This window comes from Mycobacterium sp. NGS61 (assembly GCF_059812325.1).
Window position 1 is genome coordinate 268,200 of the sequence record NZ_JCALCL010000003.1, and the last position, 24,270, is coordinate 292,469.

Here is a 24,270-nt window from a genome sequence, read left to right on the forward strand (position 1 = left end):
GGCGGTGACCTCGTCGGAGCGATGGCATCGCAGCGGCACGGTGTGAGTCCGTCCGTCGCGATTACCGCGCCACCCCTAATTGCCCTCGTTGCAACTAGTTCGCTCGATGGTCGGCGTTCTGAATGGCGGCCATATCGTCGAAAGAATCGGCGGTTTCGGTGAGGTCTTCGCTCCAATCGCCGAACGGATCTGGATAGCGGTCCCAGTCAGCGGGGGAGCAGAGTTCGTCGTCGGTGAGCAGAGCACGGCCGAGACCATCGAGGATTTCGCCGGAGTCCGCGCTGTAGACCAGGATCGTCATTGCCGTGTGCCGGTCGCCGTGCAGGGGGTCCCACCTCAACTGGGCGAGGGCACGGCGTTCGTCGTCGACGCCGGCCAACTCCGCGTCGGTCATGGCAGTGAGCCACTTGTCTGCTGAACCGACCCGCCATCCACCTCCCGCCGATTCCAGCCACATCGCCTGCTGGTCCTGACCGGCTAGCCACAAGCGACCTCGAGTTCGGATCACTCCCTCCAGCAACAGCTCCATGCGGTCGTACAGACGCTGGGGGTGAAACGGACGCTGGGCGCTGAACTCGACAAGTTGGACGGTGCCGGTGGGCTCGAGGGGAGGTTGCCCGGATAGCAACGGGCCGTGCGGATCATCGTCTCGCCCCCGGCGCGCACGACTGTCAAGGCCGGCGAGCACCTGCTCAATTCTGTTCGCTCCGTAGCCGATCCGTGCGCGGGGCGCCAAGCGTCGCAGCACCGTGGCCAGGATTGGCTCCACATCGCTGAGAACGATGACATCCGCGAATTCTGCCTGTCCGACCACCACCTGCGCCTCGGTACGTCCGTCGTCTAATTCGCCCTCACCCAGAACCTGGCGCAGCCACCGCGACGAGTCGACGCACGTCACGACCGCCGCGATCCGAACATCAAGGGCCGCAGGGCCGTCGATGTAGCCGGACGCCACCCTGATCCGGACATTGTTGATCGCCCAGCAGATCGGTTCCGGTTCCAGCCAGGGTGCGAGGTGGACCACGATACGGTCCACATCATCGCGGCGGCTCAGCTGACGCAGCAGCACGAGAAGGTCGTTGCGGATGGTGCAGGAAACACATCCGTGTGCGAGCTCGATGCCGATCTCTGCGGTCGTCAACACGCCGTGTTGCAGATCGACCGTCATGCGGCGCACCGTGTATCCGTCGAAACGATGCTCGACCACGAGCGTTCCACAGGTGCGCAGCAAGGTGCCCACGACCGGATCGGTGTTCTGCTGGCCGGCGACCAAGACTACAGGTTTCCGCATCAGCACCTCTTATCGACAATCATTTTCATTTAGACCGGTCCCAGGGTACCGTCACGGGCAGGGGCTTGTCGAAAACGATTTTCAATAAGCTGGACTGTCAGGAGGTTGTGGGGTGTCTGCTCGGTGTCAGGTCACAGGACGGGAACCCGGATTCGGTAACGCGGTCTCGCATTCACATCGCAGGACGAGTCGGCGCTGGTCGCCGAACATCCAGAGCAAGACGTACTACCTGCCCTCGGAAGGCCGCCGAGTTCGGTTGCGAGTCAGCGCCAAGGGCATCAAGATCATCGACCGCGACGGTATCGAGGCCGTGGTGTCCCGGTTGCGCCGCGAAGGGCAGCGAATCTGATGGCGCGCAACGAGATTCGGCTGATCGTCAAGCTGCGTTCCACGGCCGGTACGGGTTACACATGCATCACCCGCAAGAACCGCCGCAACGACCCGGACCGGCTGGTCCTGCGCAAGTACGACCCCGTGGTTCGGCGCCACGTCGACTTTCGAGAGGACCGCTGACCGAATTGGGCCGTCAGCCCCGAGGCGCCAGTGCCGTACGGGTCCGAAACCGCGACGCCGTCGGCCGTCCCCCGCGGGCATCTGCGCAAGTTCGGCTTGTCCAGAGTCCGGCTGCGCCAATTGGCGCACACAGGCCAACTACCCGCGAACGGCCAGTTGGTGAAACCCGGACGCCGCGGCGGGCCGGCGTGGGCCCGCATCCGGATATCAAACGCGCCAGGAAAACTATGTCAGGTCTGCGCTGCTCGACACCAGGACGACCGGGGTTGAGAATGCGCCGCTTCCTGCGCAACTCGACCGGTATCGGCGATGGGCCGGTCGGGCCGTCCGGCACAACTGATCGGCACAGCAACGGATCTGGGCTCAGGTGACTCTCGGTCACCGCGGCTGCATCAGGCCGATCAGCGGGTGGAGTTCTTGGAAAGTCATGTCGTGTTCTGCGGCCTCGTGGGCAAGCTCTGCGAGACCCACGGTGCGCCAGGTGTAGTTCGTGGTGAATTCCCGAATCACCTGCTGATCCTCGCGCACCACGTAGTGCATGGTCCAGAGTTCTGCATCGGCGCCGGCCGGCTGGCCGGATATGCGAACCTCGTTGTCGCGGCTGCCGATTCGCTGCTGCGCTATCGTCATTTCCGGTATGGCCATGGGCTGGTCGAGCGCCATCACCTCTACGACAACCGGCGCTTGCGGCGTCAGTCGCGAGCGCAGCTGGTCCCAGAATCGATGGCGGGATTGCTTGTCGAGGAATCCGACCACGCCGAAAAGCACTGCGGCGCCCACGCGTTCGGGAAGCTGAAAGTCCTCGACGAAATCGGAATGGACGGTCACGCGGTCAATCAGATCGCTGCGGCCGAGCACGCGTGACACCAGTGCGGCGCGCATGGCGGCGGATGGTTCAACTGCGTGAATAGCTGCGTGCGGAATGGTGTCGGCGATCGTGATCGTCGACAAGCCGGTTCCGGCTCCGATGTCAAGCACGGGCTCGGTCACCTGCCCGCCGCTCTGCAGCGCAGACACCAAGACATCGCGTTTCATCGCCCAGTGGGGCAACGCCATGACTTCGTAGAATTCCGCCGATCGCGCGTACGGATCGACGTCGACAGAGTTGGTCATCTATGCAACAGTCCCAGTCTTCTTGTGCGGCGATGTATTTGCACTGTAGCGCGTGCAATGTCAAAACGAAAATCGTTTTCGATAGCTGTGTGGTAGCGCGAAGTGAGGTGCCGATTGGCAGACGGACAGGTCACACCTCGGAGGAAAGTCATTGCCCGAACGCTCAATTCAGTCCTCGGGCGCTCCCGCCGGGGGTGCAGACTAGCCTGCCCCGAACGGCGGGATCGGAAGCGCGCGTAACAACGAACCAGCGACGGTGGTCACTGCGGACACCCCGGTGATGCTGGGCTGGCCCACATTGATCGTCAACCCGGGATCCAGCGACGGCACAAAGGGATACGCGTTCGGCATGGCCGATGCCGGGAGCAACCCGGCCAGCACCAGATTGGCCTGTATTCCTTGGCCGACTCCTTCGATCAGGTAGCCGCCGACGTTGATCGGGTTGATGAGTGGGAACAGACTGGCCGGTGTGGGCAGGTTTGCATATTCGGTGTTGGGCCCGCCGATATCGCCGTAACCCATGTCGATGAGCACCCGCAACGGCGGCTGGACCATGTTGAGCAGAGGTTGCGGTAGGTTCAACGGCCTGAGCAAGGGCAGGTCCTGCGTCGGGATCATGTAGTAGGTGGTGTTGCCGGATCCCGGAGACACCGGCGCGACGACCGCCGACCCGATCTGCTCGGGCGTGAGACTCATATAAGTGGGCGTCGGCGCCAGGTGGTCGTAGTACAAACCGGCAACGGCGTTCGCTACCGACAGCAAATTGGTGGGGTAGCGGGGAAAGTGCGCGAAGCCGTCGTACTGAATGGTGTAGATGTCGGTCTGGTAGGCCAAGTCGGGTGTTGCACCGCCGAGCGTCTCGTTGAAGCCGGGGATGTAGAGCCCGACGAAGCGTTCGAAGAGGCCGCCGTTGGGATTGTTGGGATTGCCGATGAGGGTGAATCTCAAGTCGGCCGGGTTGGGCGGGTTCGCTATGGCACCGGTGGCGATTTCATTCAGATAGTTGGTGACGACGGTGGCGCTCTGTGAGAAGCCGAACACCGCAGTCTTTGTGCCAGCGGGTTGAGCCGCGATCGCCTGCTTGAGGATCTCCACGCCTCGAGCAACCGAGGTGTCGAACGTCAGACTATTGAGGCCGGTCAGCGGCCAGCCCTGCTGGGGGGTGGTCAGGCCGGTCGGCGTGCCGGTCAGCGGGGCAATCCGAGGAGCGATGTAGGTGTCGTAGACGTAGTTGAGGTAGCCGGAGCCCGGGGTCGGGTTTCCGGTGCCGCCCATGATCAGCGTGGCGTAGTCCGCCGCCGCGAGAGTGGCTGTCGTGCCGGTTGCGGTCGTGCCGATCATCGGGCGACCGAACAACGCCAGGCGGGGCGCGTCGAGCGCGGCGGCCACCTCACGCTGGACCATCTCCAGCGTTGACGAATTGAACGCCTCCGCGGCGCTGTAGGTTGCGGCTGCTGCCCTCAGCGTTTGAACAAGCTGCTGATGATAAGCGCCGACTCGCGCTTCAACGGCGTGAAACTCGGCGCCGAATTCGGCGAACAGCGCCGAGATCGCTGATGACACTTCGTCCGCGCCGGCAGCCATCTGGCCGGTGGTCGACGCCGCAGCCGCCAGCCGCGCGGCATCCAGCTCCGAACGGATTCGCGCCAAAGTCGTTGTCGCCGAACCCAACGCCTCGGGCGTCACCGCGAAAGGCGACACGCCACCCCCCTTGTCGATGTGTCGGGCAGTTGCCGTCGGCCGGTGTAGCCGCGCATGGTCATGTGTATCGCTCGTCGGTGGGCTGCGCAGCAGCGGGCCCGCCGGGTGTCCGCGGCTCCTCGCCGGGCTCACTGCCCCAGGTTTGCGGGAGCATCGGCGCGCGCGCACCGTTGCCGAAGTCCCCGGCAACGGTAGCCAACCCCCCGGGACGGACGTCTTCTGCCCTGGACACCGCGCCGGTGAAGCCCAAGGGTGCGGCGCCCCGCTCGGAGGCACCCGTCGCAGCGCTGACAGGGTCAGGCCCAACGTCCGCACCGTTCATGTCCGCGTACTCGTCCCCGTAATCCCTCAGCACGACACGTCGACGGCGCCGTGCGCGCTGCTGCGCGGACCCCCGGGCCGGCGCTGCTGCCGCCGCGGCGATGTCCGCGGCCGGCGCCTTCGCTGTGCCGCCTTCGGTCAAGGATGGGCCTGCCCCCTCGTCAGGTCCGCCGCTGTAGACCATATAACCGAATCCGGGTGCGCCCGGTGCCGCTGCGGGGCTCGGCGCCGGGGCCGGCGGCGCGGTAGATGCTGGCGACGAAGCGGTGATCCCGCCCGGCGCGGGTGACGGCACCGTCCCGGGTGCCGCGACCGCCGGCAGCGGTCCGAGGGCCGAACCCGGCAGCGCCGCAACAGATTCCGGAAAATCGAAATCGAGCGGAGGCAGCTGCAGCAGTCGATTCAATACGCCCAATCCGCCCAGGCCCGCCAGGCTCAGACCAGCGAATCCCAGCACCGGAGTCGTCAGCAGCGCTGCGGGCAGTCCGAAAGTCACCCCGTCGATGGACAATCCGACAACCATCGCAAAGACGAATGCATTGAGAGTCTCCAGGGACGGAGCCGCCAGAAAGGCTTCCAGGGCCGGAAGTTGATAGGGCACCTCGTTTCCCGGGATTCCGAACAGGCGCAACACCAGGCCCTGGATGAATTGCTGGTAGGCCGTGTAGATGCTCTCCGGGGAGAAGTCGACGGCAGCCGGCGCGGCGTCAGACTTCAGCACCGGCGGTGCCGCATCGGTGACCGGCACCGCAGCCAGGGAGGCCGCGGAAACGTCCTGGTATGTGCTCATGGTGGTGGCGGCCTGAATCCACATTCGCACGTAGTCGGCCTCGTTGAGAGCTATCGGGACAGTATTGATGCCGAAGAAGTTCGTTGCCAACAGCACTGCATGGGTGGCATGGTTGGCAGCTAACTCGGCCAGTGTAGGCATGGTCGTCACAGCGACGGTGTAGGCGGCGGCTTCGGTCTCGTGCTGCAGCGCCGTGGCTGCCGAGTCGGCGGCCTGTTGGGCCAGCCAAGCTACATACGGGGCATTGGCGGCGGCATAGGACTCCGCACTGGGGCCCTGCCATGTTCCGGCCTGCACCGCGCCGACAACTGCGGCGAGTTCCGCAGCCACATCGGCGTATTCGGCGCTCAACGCATTCCAGGCCGCTGCGGCAGCCAGCAACGGCCCAGAGCCCGGTCCGCTGCTCAAGAGTGCTGAATGCACCTCCGGCGGCAGGGCCATCCAGATCGGCGCGGTCACCTCGTGCTCGCCGGCCGTGCCGTTGTTGCGCGGTTGCGGTGAAGCGTGCGGACAACGCGGTCCGTCGGGACGCACCAGCGACAGCTGCCGTCACCACAGAAGTGGGGGACAGACACCGCGGGCTCCTCGGTCGCATAACGGGGCAGAGTCAGACGCGAAACACGTTTATCGTCCTTGCCAAGCTACCCGCTGACGACGCTTAATGAAAGTGGTTTTCATTTGGGGTAACGGCCCGGGTTGTCAAATAATAAGCCAGTGTCAGCCCGTCGGTCGGGAAAATCGGCAGTCCACCGGTGTGTTCGGCACGGCGAATCAAGAATCGACGGATTCACCGCATGCCGGCGCAATGCAGGAGCGAATGTGCGACAAGCACACAACCGGCGCTCAGGCACAACGCGCGTATGACGAGCGGGCCGAAGCGGGTGACGGTTCGTAGGATCCGACGTTGAATACGCCGTGCCCGCGCTGTTCGCCTGCTCCCGAGGAAAAGCACCAGTAGCGAAGGCCATAACTCGATCGCGCAATAGGCGATCACGACTACCGGCCAGACCGAAATCGGAAGCCGATAAGTACTGAGCATCGCGAGGGCGCCCAGATACATGACGTCGGTCGCGGATTGGCCAAAGCCCAGCACGACACCGAAGACGGCAAGCAGCAACGGATTTCGTCGCATAACCGGGAACGTCCAGCGCGGCGCGGCGGAACGCACTCTGGATGGATAGCACGCCACAAAAATGAGTAGCATCCCCAGGGTCAGCTCGCCCGTGTATCGCATCCACGGCGTCAGTCGGATGGTGGTCGGTTCGGTGAAGATAGCCAGACCGACCACGACGGTGATACCGACGGCAGCGGTCGCGGAGAACAACCCGCCTAGGAAGCTCAGTCCGCCGGGCAACGGTGAACGACGTTGCAGCCTACTGTCATACACGATCGCCGAGGTGACGGCTAGATTGAGGACATTGAGAGATTCGACAAGCGCGAACCCCGCCATCGTCAGCAATAGTGCTAGCACGCTTCCGCCCGGGCAATGCGGATGCCAGCCGGCCGGCAACCCGGCCGAGGATGTGGTATCAGTGTGCCGGCGCAGCTCTGAACAGATTGAACTTGTACGTGTTCACCATCCCAGGTGCGAATCTGGCCAGCACCGGCATGCCGTAACGGCGTTGCCACGGCCAGCTTTTGGCGATTTCTGGTTGCGGTGTCGCCAGTGTTCGGCTGTCGAGCAGATCGAGACCGCAGTCCTGGAGTTCGTGCGGGTCGTCGCATACCCATTGCAGACGGGCGCGCACCTGGGCCAGCGATCGGTTGCGGTCCTGGCCGGAGACCATCTTTTCACCCGCCGTGTCGAAGGCGATCAGTGAACCCGGAAAGCGTTGTGCGAGATTGGTTAACGCATTTCGCACCTGATCGCCATTGAGATAGATCAGGACGGCTTCGCTGAGGAACAGGTACGGGGCGGGGGAGTCGGCGATGACGTCGAACCAGTCGTTGTCCAAAACCGAGCCGGCCAGCATCCGGTAACGCTCTCTGTCACTGAAGAATTGGCGGCGCAGCGCGATGCTGTCAGGAAGGTCGAGGTCGATCCAGTGCAGTGTCCCGTTGTCGAGTCGATCGAATCTGGTGTTCAACCCGGTGCCGAGTTCGACTACGGTGCCAGCGGGATTCTCGCGCAGAAAGCGCGCTGCCCAGCCGTCGAAAATCGAGGAACGGTATACCGATCCGGACAGCGAGGGGCCGCGGAAACCGCTGAAGTCGTAGTCGATGGCGTCGACGAGTTCGCGTGCCCGGCGATCGCCGAGCACCGGGCGACTCGACGCGGCGTCGCACGCCCGCGCGTAGAGCGGAATCAGCAAAGTCTCCTGTACATCGCCCAGCTCGGGCGCAGTTCTGCTCATCGATCCGCCTCTCGTCACTCTCGGTTCTAGTAGTCAACCACTGGCACTGCTGCATCCGAGGGCCGGGCGCATGCGTTGGAGCAGTCAGCGTCGGCTCACATCTCGACCGCCGGCGGGAGCGGCAGACCGGGGCCGAGTGCCTGCCCGACGATGCTGAAAAGATTCGCGGCGGCGGCAATCGGACCCACCGGCAGGGCGGGAACCGGCAGAGTTCCGACGAAGTCGTCCGATTCGACGGCAAGCTGCAGGCCCAGGCTGTTGAGCAGCGAACCGCCGACACCGTCGTACCTCGGACCGGCGGCACCGTAGACCACCTGTCCTGGGCTGAACAGGCCGCCGAAGCCGAAGCTCATACCGACGACCTGCTCCTCGGCGCCCGGGCCTGCGAAAAGCTGATTGACCACGGGCGCCAGCGGGTCCAGATTCAGCACAGCGCCGTTGAAGAAGCCGTCGACAACGTTGGCCGGGGTGTTGATCAGACCGTGGAATGCGCCCGTCGCATTGCCACCGGTGATATCGGCGAAGACGCCGTTGACGCTATTGAGCAGTGCCACCCCCGGGCTGATGAACGGCCCCACCGCACCCACGAGCAGCCCACTCAACGGCGAGGCGGCGAAGTTCAAGGCACCGGCGAATAATGCGCCCTCGGAGCCGTTTTCGAGGAAACCCTCCATGAGCCCCTGGTACAGCTGGACGTGAACGTTGGAGACGTCGACGGTTTCGCTGCCGCTCGACTGCGTAATGCCGCCCAGGGTGTGCTGAACTACCGCGGCGGAGAGCTCATGCGGCGCGCCAACCAAGTGCACCGACTGAACTACGGCCGGCAGCTTGCCGAAGAACCCGGTGGGATTGGTGAGAAGTTGGTTGAACCCGGTGGACACGCCACTGACGAGTGTGGTCACTCCGGCATCCCAGGCGCCGAACACCCGCTGGGCATTCTGGGTGGTGCCGGCGAGTACCTGCTGGACACGGGTGACCGGATCGAGACCGCTTGCGGCGGCGGCGTTGGCGATCTCGGCGCGTGAGTAGGCACCTGCGCTGCTGTTCAACAGGTTGACGAACTCGGTGTGAAACGCCTGCGCCTGCGTGCTGACCATTTGAAACTGGCGGCCGAAACTGCCGAACAACGACGAGATCGCGATCGAGATCTCATCCTCAGCTGCGGCCGCGATGCCGGTTGTCGGTCCGGAAACGCTCGCCGCGGCCTCGGTCAACGCCGTGCCGATACCGGACAGATCCTGGGCCGCGCCCCGAACCAGCTCCGTCGTGGCTGCAACAAACGACATCTAGATCTCCTCGGGTGTGGCTGCTGCGAACAAGGCAGTGGTCAGCGCTGAATTGATACCGATTTACTGGTGGTACGGATGCGTGCAGGGTCATTACCGCGGGACAGCGCCGATTCGTGCCTCAGCGTGCCAGCTTCGTCTTCAGGGCCGTTTGCAGAGAGCCGTTGTTGAAAATGATTTTCATGTTATAGGTTGGACCCTGAATGCGTCGCCGTCAACCCTGGAATGCAGGCGGTCCCCGGTGGGAGCCCCAGTCGGCCACCTGACCGGGGCCGCCCGGCGCCGATCAAGTCAAGGAGCAGATGCATGTCCACGGCGACCGGGCAGCGGAATTCGGATCACCATTGCGGTCGGTCCGAGACCGACTTCGCCACGGCGCCAACGGCTCAGCGAGGTATCCACCAGGTCGTTGCCGAGTGGGTGCGCCGACGCCCGGAGTCTGTCGCGCTCCGCATGGTCGGGTCTGCCGGAACAGACGTCTGGACCTACCGGCAGTTCTGGGACCGGGTCTGCCACATCCGCGATGGCGCGTTCAGTGGCTTCCCGTCGGGTTCCCGCGTGGTGATGGCCCGCATCGGCGACGCCGACTACGTAGCCGGATTCGTCGCCGCGATGGAGGCCGGCCTGATCCCGGTCCCGTTGTATCTGCCCTCGGCCGACGCGCCCGAACGGTTTCTCCGACGCGCGGATTATGTGCTGCGGGACTGTGCGCCGGCTGCCGTCTACACCAGTTCCGATCTCGTGGAAGCCCTGGGCCGTGATCCGTTGCTGGACGGGCTCGCCCTGCTCACCCCGGACTCCGTTGCCGCCGGGTCGCGGCAACTGCCGGCCACGGCGGCGATCACGCCCGAACACGTGGCGTTCCTGCAATACACCTCGGGCTCCACCGGACAACCGAAAGGGATTGTCAACACTCACGAAACGATGCTCTGCCAGCTCGGCATCGGCGCTGCGCTGTGGAATCGTCCCGAGGACATCCACACCGTCAGCTGGCTGCCGCTGTATCACGACCTGGGGATCTTCTGGGGTGTGATGCTGGCGCTGACCACCGGCGGGACCGCGACACTCATCCCACCGTTCGACTTCGTGAAGAGCCCACGCATCTGGCTGGAAACCATCCACGCAGTGCGAGGCAACTGGACCGCGGGGCCAGATTTCGCCTACCGCCTCTGCCTCGACGCGTTCGACGAGGCTGCCCTCGCGTCGCTCGACCTGTCCTGCCTGCACTTGGCGATCAATGGTGCCGAACCGGTCCGCGCCGCCACGCTGCGCGAGTTCACGGCGAAGTTCGCGCCGGCAGGTCTCAGGGCGGACGTCATGGCTCCGCAGTACGGGCTCGCCGAGGCAGGTCTGGCAGTCTCCGGCACGGCCCGGCCGCGCCCGTGGGTACAGGCCACCTTCGATGCCGAGCAACTCAACCGCGGCCGCGCGGCCGAGATCGTCGGACCGGTCCCGGCCGGCCACCGGGTGCGCACCCTGATCAGTTGCGGTGACAGCACTTTCGGTTGGGATGTGCGCATCGTCGATCCGGGGTCGCGCGTTGTCCTGTCCGACGGCGATGTCGGCGAAATCTGGGTCGGCGGAGCGGGCCTGCCGAACGGCTACTGGCGACAACCCGAGCTGACCGCCGAAACCTTCGGCGCCACCACCGCCGACGGCATGGGGCCCTATCTGCGTACCGGCGATGCCGGCTTCCGCAGCGACGGCGAACTCTACATCTGCGGACGTTTCCGCGATCTGATCATTGTCGGCGGTGGCAACTATTTCCCCAACGACATCGAGTTGACCGTCGAAGAGGCACCCTGCGGGGTCGACAGCGGCGGCGCGTGCGCGGTGCAACCACAGGATTCCCACGCGTGGTGGCTGGTCGCGGAAACCGCGGCCCCAGCCGAGGACCTCGATGACCTGAGTCGGGTGCTGCGCCGCAGGATTCTCGCGGTGCACCAGACCGCTCCAGAGCGCATTGTCTGGGTCCGCCCCCGCGTGCTACCCAGGACCACCTCCGGCAAGATCCGGCGGCGTAAGACACTCGACATGCTCGACTCGGCGAAATTCGATGTCGTGCACGAGGTTTCGATATCGGCTGGCGGGGCGAGACACGAGCGGCCGACGACCGAGCCGGCCCGATTCGTCGCGGGGTTGCTCGGCGTCGACGTTCACGACCTCGAACTCGACTCCGATCTGACCACACTGGGTTTGACCTCGATGATGACCGCGCAGGTTGTCCAATGGTTTGCGACGATGTCGCGCCAGGTGAACTTCGCCGATCTGTACGCCGACCCGACACTGCGCACGTGGCAGCGTCTCTTCGACTCTGCGCCAACGATTCCGGCGCGGGACTCCGGCACGGCGGGATCCGATGTACCAACGACCGCGCTACAACGCGCGTACTGGATAGGTCGCGATCCGGCGCAGCCCCTGGGCGGGGTGGGCTGCCAAACCTATTTCGAACTCAGCGGCGCCACCATCGACCCGGATCGGCTCGATGCTGCCCTCGGCGAGCTGGTGCGCCGGCACCCGATGCTGCGCAGCAGTTTTCCGGACGCCGGTCGATGTCATATCGGATCTGAAGCTGTTCACGCTCCGCTTCGGGTCCACGATCTGACCGAGGTCGCCGGCACTGCGCATCGGCCGCACCTCGATGAGGTCCGGAACAGACTGCGCCGCCACCGATTCGGTATCGAAAGCGGCGATACCTGGCGGGTGGAACTGACCCGTCTGCCCGACCGCTGCATCCTGCACTTCGCGATCGACCTCATCATCGCCGACCTGAGCAGCATCGATCTTCTGCTGCATGATCTCGCCGCGCTATACCGCGGCGACCGACTCCCCGCCGTGGGTGCGGGTTGTAGCGATCTGGTCCGGGTGCCCACTGCGCCGTCGTCGACCGACAACGTCGAACGGCTGCCGGAATGCCCGCCGTTGCCCTTGGCGGAGGAACGTGCTATCGCGTTCGCTCGCGAACAACACACGTTGAGTGCTCACCTGTTGGCCGCTCTCGACGAGATGTGCCGCGCCCACGGAGTCACCCGCGCGGCGGTGTTCCTCGCCGCCTACACCGCGGTGTTGCACCGCTGGAGCAACAGCGACGAGTTCTTAGTCAACGTGACGACTTTCGGTCGTCCGCCGGATGCCGCGGAAGTGATCGGAGATTTCACCGCGACTCATCTCTACCGGGCGGGCATGGACACCGAGGACGGATTTGCCGACCTGGTGCGCCGCGTCCAGCAAGGACTGCGCGCCGCGTTGACCGCTCCGGAATCCACCGATCTGCTTGCGGCACAGCTGCAGGCCGGCACCGGACACAGCGGGATCGCACCGGTGGTGTTCACCTACGCCGCTGCGACGACCGCCCAGCGGCAACGCGACATCGACACCCTCGGAGCGTTGGGCGAAGTATCCTCGATGACCCCACAGGTGCTCATCGACAATCAGATTGGTACCGTACCCGATGCCTCGGGCGGTCTGATCGTGTCGTGGGATTACCGGGCCAGCTGCTTTCCTCCCGGCGTCGTCACAGACATGTTCGGCGCCTACGTCGGGCTCCTGGAACATCTCGGCAACCGCGAGTGGTCCACCGCGGCCCGCATCGAACTTCCGCAACGTTCGCGACTGATTCGCCGGCAACGCAACGCCACTGCAGCTCCGCGCGCCGACGGGTTACTCTACGACGCGTTTCGGCGACAGGTGCAGGCCGATCCCGGCCGGGTCGCTTTACGTTGGGCAGCGGACGAATTCAACTGCCAGGGTGACGGTGACCCGATCGCCGCGACATACCCGCACCTGTCCTACGGCCACCTCGACGAGCTCGCGCGCCGGGTGGCGGGAGTGCTCGCTGAACGACATGCGCCGGGCTCGGTGATCGGCATTCGACTGGCCAAGTCCCCCGCCCAGGTCGTCGCGGTGCTCGGGGTGATGATGGCCGGTTGCAGCTACCTCCCGATCGGGGTGGACCAGCCGGGCGAACGGTTCGAGCGCATCTGCAGCTTGTCGGGAATGGCCGGGTTGATCGGTTCACCTGAGTTGCTGCACAGTCTGACCGCAGCCCCGGTGCTTCATGACCTCGAATCGCTACTCCAGGGTGTGCCGAGGGATCCGATCCGGGTGGACCCGGACGACACCGCCTACGTCATCTACACCTCCGGATCCACCGGCCAGCCCAAGGGCGTGCTGATTTCGCACGCAGCGGCGCTCAACACGGTGCATGATGTCAACCAGCGCAACGGGATTGGCTGTGCCGATGCACTGCTGGCGATTTCGGCCCTGGACTTCGACCTCAGTGTCTACGACATTTTCGGCCCGCTCAGCTGTGGTGCGAGCCTGGTGATTATTTCCGAGCGATCTCGCCGCGATGCGTTCCGCTGGCGCGCGCTGATCACCGAATTCAAGGTCACGGTATGGGATTCGGTGCCACCTCTGCTGGACATGCTGCTGATTGCGGCGGGCGACAATGAGGAGACGCTGCCGAGTTTGCAGTCGGTGTTCCTGTCCGGTGACTGGATTCCGTTGACCATGCCCAGCCGCCTGCACCGTGCCGCGCCGAATGCGCGGCTGGTCGCGATGGGTGGCGCCACCGAGGCCGCGATCTGGTCGAACGAGTTCGTCTTGCCGGCGACAGGTGGAGTCGATCCCGCATGGGTATCGGTGCCCTACGGATACCCGTTGTCCAATCAGAGGTTTCGCGTTGTCGACAACCGGGGTAGGGACTGTCCCGATTACGTCGCGGGAGAGATGTGGATCGGTGGCGCAGGTGTCGCCCAGGGCTACCTGAACGCGCCGGATATGACCGCTGAGCGCTTCGTCGTGGATGAGATCGGCGACCGCTGGTATCGCACCGGCGACCTCGGTTGTTACTGGCGCGACGGCACTTTGCAGTTTCTGGGCCGGATCGATTCTCAGGTCAAGATCGGTGGTCACCGCGTGGAGTGCGGTGAGGTCGAGCACGCCCTGCGTGGGCATGCCCTGATCGACAGCGCGGCGGTGGTGCCGATCCACGGCAACGCCGCTCTGGGGGCGGTCGTAGTGTGCAGCGGGAGCGCCGGATTGACCGATGCGATCTCGGCCGAACTGCGCGCATATCTCGCAACTCGCCTACCCCACTACATGGTGCCCAGACATTTCGTCCGCGCCGCGGAACTGCCGCTCACCGGTAACGGCAAGGTCGACCGGCGCCGTGCCGTCCGAGAGGTGGAATCCGCGATACGGACGGCGGCGACCGAGCATCCGGGCGCCGAGTTGAGCACGGTGGAGCAGCTGATCGCCGACACCTGGTCAGTGGTGCTGGGACAACCTGTCGCACGTCGAGACGACAACTTCTTCGCTCACGGCGGCGACAGCCTGCGCGCGACGCAGGTGGCCGCGGATCTGAAGCGCCGCGGAGTGCTCGGGGCGGAGGTCGGACAACTGTTGCGCCGCCCCACGCTCGGCGAGTTCGCCGCCGGGTGTGTCATCGGTGCGATGACGCGGCACCCGGCTGAACATGTCGCCGGGCCGGCAATGAGTGATACCGAGTTTCCGCTGACCCGACTGCAGCAGGCCTATGTGCTCGGCAGTGCCGGCCTGAACGGCAGCACCCGTGCGCCAACGCACTTCGCGATCGTTCTGGGTGTCGATGCCACCGACGGCCGGATCGACCTGAACCGGTTCGTCGCGGTAGTGACCTCGTGTGTCGAGGAATTCGCGGTCCTGCGCTGCGGATTGGAGTCCGACACCGGCCAGCGCGTGCACCGCCACACCCCGGACGTGAGAGTCGAGCTCGTGGACGCCGGTGATCCGGATACCCTGCTGCTGCGCATGACCGACGGGGACTTCGATCCACGCGAGGTTCCGGTGATCACCTGTTTCACGCCGTCGGGCTCGGCGCGTTATGTGGGTCTGTTGATCAACTATCTCAGTCTGGACGCCCGCAGCCTGGCCACGGTGATCGCCACGATCATCGCCGATTACCAGCAGACACCCCGGCCGCGGCGGGTAGACCCCAGCGCCGACGTGTTCGTCCGCTTCGCCAGCGAAAAAGCAAGCGGCGAAAGCGATTTCGATGTTGCGTGCCCGCCGCCGACGCTGCCGCTGCGTGACCAGCGACCCGACTCGGCCACCCGGGTCGGCTTCCAGCGCTGCAGCTTCACCCTGAGTGCGGGCGAGTTCACCGGCCTGCGGGATCGGGCAGCTCAACTGCGGGTCACACCGACCGCGCTGATCTTCGAGGCCTTCACGGCGGCGTTGCATGCGGGCGGTGCCGGTGACCGCTTCGCCGTCGTCGTACCAATGTCACACCGACCCGGGTACGCACCCGCTGACCGCGAGGTGCTGGGGAACTTCACCCGGTTAGCGCTGTGCGAGGCCGACTACGGTGCCGCGGGACCGGGCTCGCCGGAGGCAGTGGCCGCCGCGCAGCAGCAACTGTGGCGTGCGGTCGGCAGCGGCACTGATGCAACTGGGCACCTCGCCGCCCTGCGCGCGCGCGGTTCTGCCGGCTATCCGGTGGTGTTCACCAGCACGCTCGGCCTCGTGCCGCAGAGCCCGGCGCAGTTGTCCAGTATCCGCACGATGACGCAGACCCCCGGGGTCTGGTTGGACTGCCAGATCGAGGACGACCGCGGCGCAGCCCGGATCAGCTGGGACACAGCCACCAACCTGATTGCCGAAGATCATCTGGCAGCGGTCTTTTCGTGTTTTCGCCACGCAGTGCACAACCATGCCGAAGCGCCGGCGGGTGAGCCTGATGTGGCCCGGGCGCAGCAGCCGCTGTTAGACGAATCCGATTGGGCCGCAGCGGTCATCGCCGCCGCGGGCGGTCTCTGCGCACCCGGGCACGTCAGACCGGAATATGCCGAAGTAGTGCGGCGGTGGCAGCAACTTCCGCTGTCGACCGGCCACGACACCGCCCGTGCCGCTGGGCGATTGGCCGATATCGTCACCGGAGCGGCGTCGGCGCAGACCTTGATCGGAGACCCACGACTTGCCCCCGAGGCGATGCTGCTGGCCGAAGGGCGGCTGCAGTGGGCGCTCGACGATCTCACCGAACGCATCTTCGGACATGCCCGCGCTGTCGGTCGTCGGCTGCGGATCCTGGAAGTCGGTTCGCGGACCGGATTGGTCACCCAACGGCTTACCGACATGATCGGTGCGGTCGTGGCGGACTATCTGTGCTTCGAGCCCAATCCCGTCCTGGCCGACATCGCGGCCGGCAGGAAGCTGCCCTCCGCCGTGCGGCATATCGTCTCGCCGCACCAAATCCCTGCTGTGGCAGCGGATGTCGTGATCTGTTGCGGATCGCTGCACCAGCTGCCGGACGCGGGGGCCGTGCTCGACGCGCTGACGGTGACCGATACCGGCTGGCTGTGGGCGGCCGAAATCTGTGAGATCACTGCGGCGACGTTGGCCAGCGCGGCTGTTCTCAATCCCGGTGTCCTGTTGCCCGGAGCGTTGCGAACGCCGGACCAGTGGTGGCGGTTCATCGCGCAACACGGCTGGCAGCCGGGACAGATGACGCAGGACGGTGCGGGCCTGACGATCGTGGCGCAACCGCGGCAGCGGATTTCGCCGCGGCGAGCAGCGCTGCGCTCGAGCGCCGCGACACCCGCGGCGGTCCCTGCGCAAACCTCCGTCGCCGACCAATCGGTCCAGGCCACAATCGCCGAAATATGGCGACGGCACCTGAATCTCGCGGATCACATCCTGCCGAGCGCCTCCGACGACTTCTTCCTGCTCGGCGGCGACAGCCTGGTGGCGACCCGGGTCTACGCCGATCTACGGACCGCCGGTTTCGGACGGCTGGCCCTGGTCGACTTGTTCAACTACCCGCTGTTGGGTGAACTTGCCGCGCACGCCGGCGCGCCCGGGACACCGCCGCCTACTCCGGCGCCACCGCCGCTGCACAGCGAGAGCGAAGTGCCGCTGACCGTCGTCCAGCACGCGTACCTGGCCGGCCGCGAAGGTGGATTCATGCTGAGCGGGGTCGCCGCACACTGCTATTTCGAGTTCGAGGTGCGCGACTTCGACCGGTCCAGGTTCGAAGCCGCTGCCCGCCGGCTCGTCGAGCACCATCCAGGACTGCGCACCACCGTGACAACCAAGACGGACGGTGCCGGGTCGCGGTTGTGCGCCACCGTTCACCCGGTGCCGATCGAACCGGTGGTGTGTGATCACCCCGATGTGCGGGGACGGATGCGGGACCAGGTGATCGACCTCACCACCCGTCCCGGAATCGACTTCGGCGTCCAGGCAGGCGTTGGTGACGCCGTCATCGGCATCAGCATGGACAACGTCATGCTCGACGGGACCAGCATGATGATCGCGCTGGCGCAGCTGGATTATCTGTACCGCGGTGGCGATCCCGCCCAATTGCCCACGCTGCAAACCACATTCGCCCAATACGTGCGCGACCACCCCGAGTTGTGGCCGGGTGCAGACGAATCGGTATTGCCGCACCTGGCCGCGGGCCGTGACTATTGGCGCGCGCGCCTGCCATCGTTGCCGCCCGCTCCGCGGCTGGCCCCGACACAGGTGATCCTCGACATCGGAAAACCAGTCTTCGATCGCGTCGAAGCCGTTGTCGCGCGGGATGTCTGGACGAAGATTAGCCAGGCGTGCCGGACCGAAAGGGTCACCGCGGCATCCTTCCTGCTGGCCAACTACGCGCGGGTGCTGGCCGGCTGGGCCGGAACGACGCAGTTCTGCATCAATGTCACGTTGTTCGACCGCGATCCCGGGGTGGCCGGAATCCAGGACGTGATCGGGGATTTCACGTCGCTGCTGCTACTGGAATGTCGAGTCGACGCCGACCTGCCGATCTGGGAGCAGGCGCGCCGGCTGCAGCGGCAGCTGCTCACCGACCTGCCGCACCGCACCGCGGACGCGGTGTGGCTACAGCGGGAACTGCTGCGTCACCACGGTCAACCCGCGAACGCCGTCTTTCCAGTGGTGTTCACCAGCGGGCTCGGGCTGATCGATACGTCGCGCGGATCATCCTTCGAGTTGGGGTCGTTGGTGTACGGGCTCTCCCAGACGCCGCAGACGGTGCTGGACTTCCAGATGTGGGAGAACGCCGGCTCGCTGGCGCTGTCCTGGGATTTCGTCACGCAGGCCATCTCTGCGGATGTCGCGCGGACCAACCTCGACGCGCTGGTCCAAGCCATGGTGTCCGCCGTCGCCACGTCCCCCGCGCCGAACGGAGACGACAGCGGAGCTGAACTCCTCGAACGGGTCTTGCAGATCTGCGCGGTGGCGCTGAACCTGCCCCGCGTGCAACCGGGCCAGAACTTCTTCCAACTCGGCGGCGACTCGGTGACCGCGACCAGGGTCGTCGAGCAGATCAGCCGCGAGATAGCGCCCGGGGCCAGTATGCGGCTGCTGTTCGAGAATCCGGTGATCGGGGAGTTCGCCGCGCGACTGAAGGCGGTCGATCACGAGCCGGCAGGCCAGGATTGGGACATCGAAGAAGGAGTGCTGTGAGTGCCGCCGAGCTGATCGACCAAGCGCGCCGTGTCGGTGTGCAGCTATGGGTCGACGGTGCGAACCTCCGCTTCCGGGCGCCGCAAGGCGTGCTGAGCGCAGATCTGAAAGCGCAACTGTCCGCGGCGAAACCGGACATCATCGCGGTGTTGAACCGCGAGGCGGAGGTGCTGCGAGCGCCGCAGGACAGGTTCGAACCGTTTCCGCTCACCGACGTGCAGGCGGCGTACTCGGTCGGCCGCACCTCGGCGTTCCGATGGGGCGGGGTCGGTTGCCACGGGTACGCCGAGTTCGTCGTCGACTACACCGTTGCGAAACCGAGCGCCGAAACGTACCGGTCGGCGTGGCGCAAAGTCGTCGACGCGCACGACATGTTGCGCTGTGTGGTCCAGCCGGATGGCTATCAGGTCATCTGCCCGGATATCGCGGACGGCATCACCGTCCACGAGAGCGCCGACAACATCGAGGGTGAGCGTGCCCGGATCGGCGAGGAACTGCGCAACCGCAGTTACGCGCTGGGCGCGGGGCCCATGTATGACATCGTGGTCACGATCGGTCCGGACGATGCCGTGCTGCACGTGTCGGTCGACCTGCTGATCGCCGATTTCGTCAGCATCTTCATCCTGATGACCGACTTCGGCCACTGTCTGCTCGATCCCGAACATCGCCTGCCTGCACCCGAATTCAGCTTCCGTGAGTACCTGCTCAACCTCGCCCGCTATCGCGACTCGGTGGCCGGATCGCGTCGGAGACAGCGCGATCTCGACTATTGGCAGGGCCGCCTCGAACAGCTGCCGCCGCCGATTTCGCTGCCCCTGTTGCCGACCGGGCCGGCCGAAACCGCACCGACCTTTTCCCGACGGTCGATGCGGTTGTCCGCCAACGAGTTCGCGGCGTTCACCGGACGCGCGACCGAATGCGGTGCCACGCCCAGTGTGGCGATCGCGGCGGCGTTCGCCACCGTCCTGGGCCGATACGGCGACCGCGACCACTTCCTGTTGACGCTGACGACGATGGCCCGCCTCCCGTTCACCCCCGAGGTCGCCCGGCTGGTCGGGGATTTCACCGGCACCAGCCTGCTGGAAGCAGACCTGCGGGGGCAGCCCCCTTTTGGCGAACTGCTGCGGGTGATGGGCGCGCGTCTGTTCGAGGACATGGACCACGCCACCCTCAGCGGCGTCGACGTAGCCCGGATGCTGGCGCGCAGCGACGAGAACCGCGGCGAGCACTCACCGGTCGTGCTCACGTCGACGCTGGGTTACGCCACGCAGCACACCGCCGCCGACTCCGCTTTGCTACGCCCGATACCGGGTCGCGGTCTGAGCCAGACCCCGCAGGTACTGCTGGATTGCCAGGTCTTCGAGATCGGCGGGGCGTGTGAAATCAACTGGGACACCCGGGACGGGGTGATCAGCGCCGACGCGCTCGACCGTGCGTTCAGCGATTTCCGCGCCGCCCTGCAGACATTGAGCACCGACCCGCCGGCCTGGGAGCGCCCGTTGTTGCCGGCGATCGCGCCGGAACCCGCCGCGGTGCGGAAGATACCGGAGGCGTTGCTGCACTCGGGGTTTCTGATCAACGTCGCGCAGACTCCAGCAGCGGTCGCGATCCGGCAGGGCGACTTGTCCACCACCTACGCTGAGTTGTTCGCCGCTGCGCGTGCGGTGGCCACGGAGTTGTCGGCCAGTGGCGTCGGTGTCGGTGACTACGTCGGAATCCGCCTGCCGCACGGCCGGAGCCAGGTCGCAGCGATTTTAGGTACCGTGCTGGCCGGCGCTGCGTATGTGCCACTGGACGTGCAGTGGCCGGATCATCGGATAGCTCAGATCGTTTCGCAGTGTTCGCCGGCTGCCGTGTTCGAACAGCGTGGGCGGGTTGATCAGCTGCTCGCCGACGCGGCGACCTGGCTGCCCGACGGGGCGGCGACACCGGCGGTTGCGCCGGCGCGGCCCGACGACACGGCGTACGTGATCTTCACCTCGGGATCCACCGGAATCCCCAAGGGAGTCATGATGAGTCACCGCGCCGCACTGAACACCGTCGAGGATGTCAACGAGCGACTGGGCATCCGCGCGACAGATTCGGTGCTCGCGGTATCGCAACACACTTTCGATCTGTCGGTGTACAACATCTTCGGTATGCTCGCTGCGGGCGGCGCCATCGTGTTCGCCGACGGGGACGGGCGCAATGATCCACCCGCATGGTTCCGCACTATCTCGAAACATCGTGTCACCGTGTGGAATTCCGTTCCGGCGCAGATGCAACTGTTGCTGGAGTACGCCGACCGGGCGACGCTGCCGACACTGCGGCAGGTCATGCTGTCAGGTGACTGGATCCCGGTCTCGCAGCCCGAACAGATCGCCGCGTTGGCGCCGGCAGCCGCGATGCTCAGCCTCGGCGGTGCGACCGAAGCCGCGATCTGGTCCATCTGCCAACCCATGGCGGCGCGTCAGTATGCGCGCAGCATCCCGTATGGCACCGCGATGCGCAACCAGTGCGTTCAGGTGCTGACCCACCGTGGTGAGCCCGCGGCTCCGTGGCAGGTGGGCGAGATACATATCGGCGGAGTGGGACTCGCCCAGGGATACCTCGGTGATCCCGACCGCACGGCGGCTGCTTTCCTCACTCATCCGGTCAGCGGAGAGCGACTGTACCGAACCGGTGACTACGGCCGGGTCACCGACGACGGTGTGATCGAATTGCTCGGCCGCCGAGACAACCAGGTCAAGATCCGCGGGCACCGAATCGAATTGGCGGAGGTGGAGGCCGCGTTGAGCGGTCTGCCGGGGGTGCGGACCGCGCTGGCCACCGTCCTCGGCCGGGCATCGCAGGACCGGGTGATCGCGGCCGCGGTAGTCCCAGGGCCGGCCGGCGACGCCGAACTCTCCGAACGCCGCACCAGCACAACGGATACCACCGACGCCATCGACGCCGCACATCAGCGCCGCACCGCCGATCTCGACGTGGAGAGATTGTTACTGTTCGCTACCGCCGCGAAGTCGGCCGCACTGCGGAGTATGTGCGCGGCGCTGGCGACCGCGGCGCTCCCGGGCGAACAGCTCACCGTCGACGAACTGGCCCGCCGGTTGTCGCTGCCGGACCGGTTGCAGCGCCTGCTGTGCCGCTGGCTGGACGTGCTCGCCGACGAAAGGCTGGTAAAGGCGTCTTCGGACGCGGTGGAACTGGTTGCGCACCATGAACTTTCCGCGTGCGTAGCGCAGTGGCAGCAGGTACGCACGCTGGGTGCGGCCGTCGGCTACGGTGATGACTTGCTGGCCTATGTCGGCGAATGCATCCAGAACCTACCGGGCCTGCTGGCCGGTACCGTCGATCCGCTCGCGCTGCTGTTTCCGGAGGCGACCGTTGACATCGCGACGGCCGCTTACCGCGAGAACCTGCTCAGTAGATACGTCAATCAACTGGTGGTGGCCGGTGTGACAGCGCGGGTGACCCGGGCGACGGCGGCGCGGCCGTTGCGGATCTTGGAAGTCGGGGCGGGTGTCGGCGGCACCACCGCGGACCTGCTCGCCGCGCTGGCCTCCAGTCAGGTGCGCTACACGTTCACCGATGTATCGAATTTCTTTCTCGTTCAGGCCCGTCAGAAGTTCGCCGACTACAGCTTCGTCGACTATCGCCTCTTCGATATCAACCTGCCGCCTGCGGAGCAGGGCTTCTCCTCCTGCTCGTTCGACGTCGTCGTCTGCGCCAACGTGCTGCACAACGCGATCAACATCGACGACACGCTCGCCGCGCTGAATCGGCTGCTGACACCCGGCGGGTCCCTGGTCTTCATCGACGCGACAGCCGTCAACCATCCGTTGATGATCTCGATGGAGTTCAAAGAGGGGCTGCACGGTTTCACCGATGTTCGGGCGGGGACGAACTCGGCTTTCCTCACCTACGCGCAATGGCATGTCGCGCTCGAACAGTCACCGTTCGGCGAAGTGTGCAGTTTCCCGCCGGCTGAGCATCCGCTGGGGCGACTGGGCCAGCACGTGTTCTGGTGTGATTCGGCTTCCACCGCGTACGCGCTACGGCCCGAGGAGCTGACCGCGCAGGCCCGGGACGTCCTGCCGAGTTACATGGTCCCGCAACACATCATCTGCCTACCGTCGCTGCCGTTGACGACCAACGGCAAGATCGACCGCGCGGCAGTGACCGCCGAACTCGAGTCGCTGCGCTGCGCGGCTCGTGCCGGCGACAACCGCACGGCAGGAATGTCCGGCCCCCTTGACGACCTGCAGGCCCGAATCGGGGAGATATGGGTTGGTGTGCTGGGCCTGGAGTCGATCGACACCCTGTCACCCGGCGCCGACTTCTTCGCGCTCGGCGGCGATTCGCTGCTGATGGCACAGGCAATCGGCCGCATCCGCCGTGAGATCGCCGAAGCCGCCGGGCTGGCGTGGGACGATCTGCTTCGCGCGATGGTTACCCATCCCACCCTGGCCGCAGCCGCCGAGGTGGTGCGCGCACCCCGGTCGCGACCGGTGCCGGCCGAGGCGGAAGTTGCCGGGATCGGCTCACCGCTGGTGTACCTGGGCCCCGGACCGGGTTTCACGCGGGCCGCCGAGATTGCAGTATGTGTGCACGACGGCAGCGGGGGAGTGGCTCCCTACGACGAGTTGATCCCGTACCTGCGCGCCGCCGGCATTACTGAACTCTATGGGCTGCAACGGATTCCGAGTGACGGGTATGCTCAGATCGCGCCCGCCGAGCTGTTCACCACCCTGGCAGCCCGTTATTGCTCCGCGCTTGTCGCCCTGGCGCCGGCCAAGGTTCACCTGCTCGGCTACTGCATGGGTGGTCTGCTCTCGGCTGAGATCGCGAAATGCCTGGAGGAGGCCGGCATCGAGGTCGGCACCGTTACGGTGGTGAGTTCCTACCGCGTCCCGATGGACGTCGAAGACGACGACGTTCTCGACTACTGCTTCGCCCAGATCCTCGGTGTGTCACCGGAAGTTCTTGGCATGCAGGTGGACGACGACGCGGTCCGCGGCGCGTTCACGCGCGCGCGGGCGCGCTACGCCGACGTGATACCGGCCGGTGCGCTGCGCGGCGTAGCCGAACCTGTGCTTGCGGCTTGCCTGGAGCGCAGTGCCGAGGCCGGCGAGGCACGCCTTGCATTGTTGGCCGAATCCGGTGTGCTGGGCGAGTCCTGGGACGTCGAAACGCTCGGCGAGTTGCGGTCGATCTTCGTGCACAGCCTGCGTGCGGTGGTGCACGGCGCGACCGAGCCGTACCTCGGTGACATCCACTTCCTTCGCCAACGCGGCGATATTCATTTCCTGCCGACGCTGCAGGAGGACATGACCGCGTTCTGGGCGGACTACTGTCTGGGGGAGTTGACCATCACCGACATCGACGGCACCCATTTCGACTGTCTGACTGGCGAAAACGCCCAGTCCGTCGCCAAGCTGCTGGCGAATTCCTGGACCGCCGAGGCATAAG

General features: G+C 65.7%; 11 protein-coding genes and 1 pseudogene. 5 read left to right on the forward strand and 7 right to left on the reverse strand.

The annotated features are described in order from the left end of the window. Positions 1-94 precede the first annotated feature (94 nt). On the reverse strand, positions 95-1,291 hold the full coding sequence (gene mrf, locus AC5Y3Z_RS08880; protein ID WP_463824543.1) for a ribosome hibernation factor-recruiting GTPase MRF: 1,197 nt from the start codon (positions 1,289-1,291) through the stop codon (positions 95-97). A 112-nt stretch (positions 1,292-1,403) separates the two neighbouring features. On the opposite strand from mrf, the gene rpmB reads away from it, so the two are divergent. From rpmB to AC5Y3Z_RS08895, 3 genes and pseudogenes are all read left to right on the forward strand, one after another. Continuing rightward, positions 1,404-1,640 carry a 50S ribosomal protein L28 gene (gene rpmB / locus AC5Y3Z_RS08885; RefSeq protein ID WP_463824542.1) on the forward strand — a complete coding sequence of 79 codons (237 nt, stop codon included), beginning with the start codon at positions 1,404-1,406 and terminating at the stop codon, positions 1,638-1,640. Beyond that, positions 1,640-1,804 carry a 50S ribosomal protein L33 gene (gene rpmG, locus AC5Y3Z_RS08890; protein WP_463824541.1) on the forward strand — a complete coding sequence of 55 codons (165 nt, stop codon included), beginning with the start codon at positions 1,640-1,642 and terminating at the stop codon, positions 1,802-1,804. The genes rpmB and rpmG overlap by 1 nt, the downstream gene beginning before the upstream one ends. Positions 1,805-1,806: 2 nt before the next feature. After that, positions 1,807-1,948, forward strand: a pseudogene (locus AC5Y3Z_RS08895) (uS14 family ribosomal protein); the annotation flags it as partial. Positions 1,949-2,182: 234 nt separating this feature from the next. Here the strand turns inward: AC5Y3Z_RS08895 and AC5Y3Z_RS08900 are convergent. The 6 genes from AC5Y3Z_RS08900 to gjpA form a co-directional block, all read right to left on the reverse strand. Further along, entirely contained in the window at positions 2,183-2,917 is a 735-nt protein-coding gene (locus AC5Y3Z_RS08900; RefSeq protein WP_463824540.1) for a class I SAM-dependent methyltransferase, read from the reverse strand. 201 nt (positions 2,918-3,118) lie between these two features. Next, positions 3,119-4,618, reverse strand: a complete 1,500-nt coding sequence (locus AC5Y3Z_RS08905; RefSeq protein WP_463824539.1) for a PE-PPE domain-containing protein — start codon at positions 4,616-4,618, stop codon at positions 3,119-3,121. 58 nt (positions 4,619-4,676) lie between these two features. Further along, positions 4,677-6,188, reverse strand: a complete 1,512-nt coding sequence (locus AC5Y3Z_RS08910; RefSeq protein ID WP_463824920.1) for a PPE family protein — start codon at positions 6,186-6,188, stop codon at positions 4,677-4,679. Positions 6,189-6,516: 328 nt separating this feature from the next. After that, entirely contained in the window at positions 6,517-7,179 is a 663-nt protein-coding gene (locus AC5Y3Z_RS08915; protein ID WP_463824538.1) for a GAP family protein, read from the reverse strand. A gap of 79 nt (positions 7,180-7,258) precedes the next feature. Next, a complete protein-coding gene (locus AC5Y3Z_RS08920; RefSeq protein WP_500001806.1) occupies positions 7,259-8,083 on the reverse strand; it encodes a class I SAM-dependent methyltransferase in 825 nt (274 codons plus the stop codon). A gap of 95 nt (positions 8,084-8,178) precedes the next feature. After that, positions 8,179-9,369: an outer membrane porin GjpA gene (gene gjpA, locus AC5Y3Z_RS08925; RefSeq protein WP_463824536.1), complete on the reverse strand. Its 1,191-nt coding sequence runs from the start codon at positions 9,367-9,369 to the stop codon at positions 8,179-8,181. A gap of 306 nt (positions 9,370-9,675) precedes the next feature. Here gjpA and AC5Y3Z_RS08930 point away from each other — a divergent pair, with 306 nt between their 5' ends. Together AC5Y3Z_RS08930 and AC5Y3Z_RS08935 are read left to right on the forward strand one after the other, a co-directional pair. Next, positions 9,676-18,822 (forward strand): non-ribosomal peptide synthetase, encoded by a 9,147-nt coding sequence (locus AC5Y3Z_RS08930; RefSeq protein WP_473139520.1) that lies wholly within the window; start codon positions 9,676-9,678, stop codon positions 18,820-18,822. Continuing rightward, on the forward strand, positions 18,819-24,269 hold the full coding sequence (locus tag AC5Y3Z_RS08935; protein ID WP_463824534.1) for a non-ribosomal peptide synthetase: 5,451 nt from the start codon (positions 18,819-18,821) through the stop codon (positions 24,267-24,269). The genes AC5Y3Z_RS08930 and AC5Y3Z_RS08935 overlap by 4 nt, the downstream gene beginning before the upstream one ends. The last annotated feature ends 1 nt before the right edge of the window (position 24,270 follow it).

Bases quoted from the DNA above. Each gene is read 5' to 3' on its own strand.
- mrf (WP_463824543.1), bottom strand. From the start codon at position 1,291: ATGCGGAAACCTGTAGTCTTGGTCGCCGGCCAGCAGAACACCGATCCG.
- AC5Y3Z_RS08900 (WP_463824540.1), bottom strand. From the start codon at position 2,917: ATGACCAACTCTGTCGACGTCGATCCGTACGCGCGATCGGCGGAATTC.
- AC5Y3Z_RS08915 (WP_463824538.1), bottom strand. From the start codon at position 7,179: ATGGCGGGGTTCGCGCTTGTCGAATCTCTCAATGTCCTCAATCTAGCC.
- rpmG (WP_463824541.1), top strand. From the start codon at position 1,640: ATGGCGCGCAACGAGATTCGGCTGATCGTCAAGCTGCGTTCCACGGCC.
- gjpA (WP_463824536.1), bottom strand. From the start codon at position 9,369: ATGTCGTTTGTTGCAGCCACGACGGAGCTGGTTCGGGGCGCGGCCCAG.
- AC5Y3Z_RS08920 (WP_500001806.1), bottom strand. From the start codon at position 8,083: ATGAGCAGAACTGCGCCCGAGCTGGGCGATGTACAGGAGACTTTGCTG.
- AC5Y3Z_RS08930 (WP_473139520.1), top strand. From the start codon at position 9,676: ATGTCCACGGCGACCGGGCAGCGGAATTCGGATCACCATTGCGGTCGG.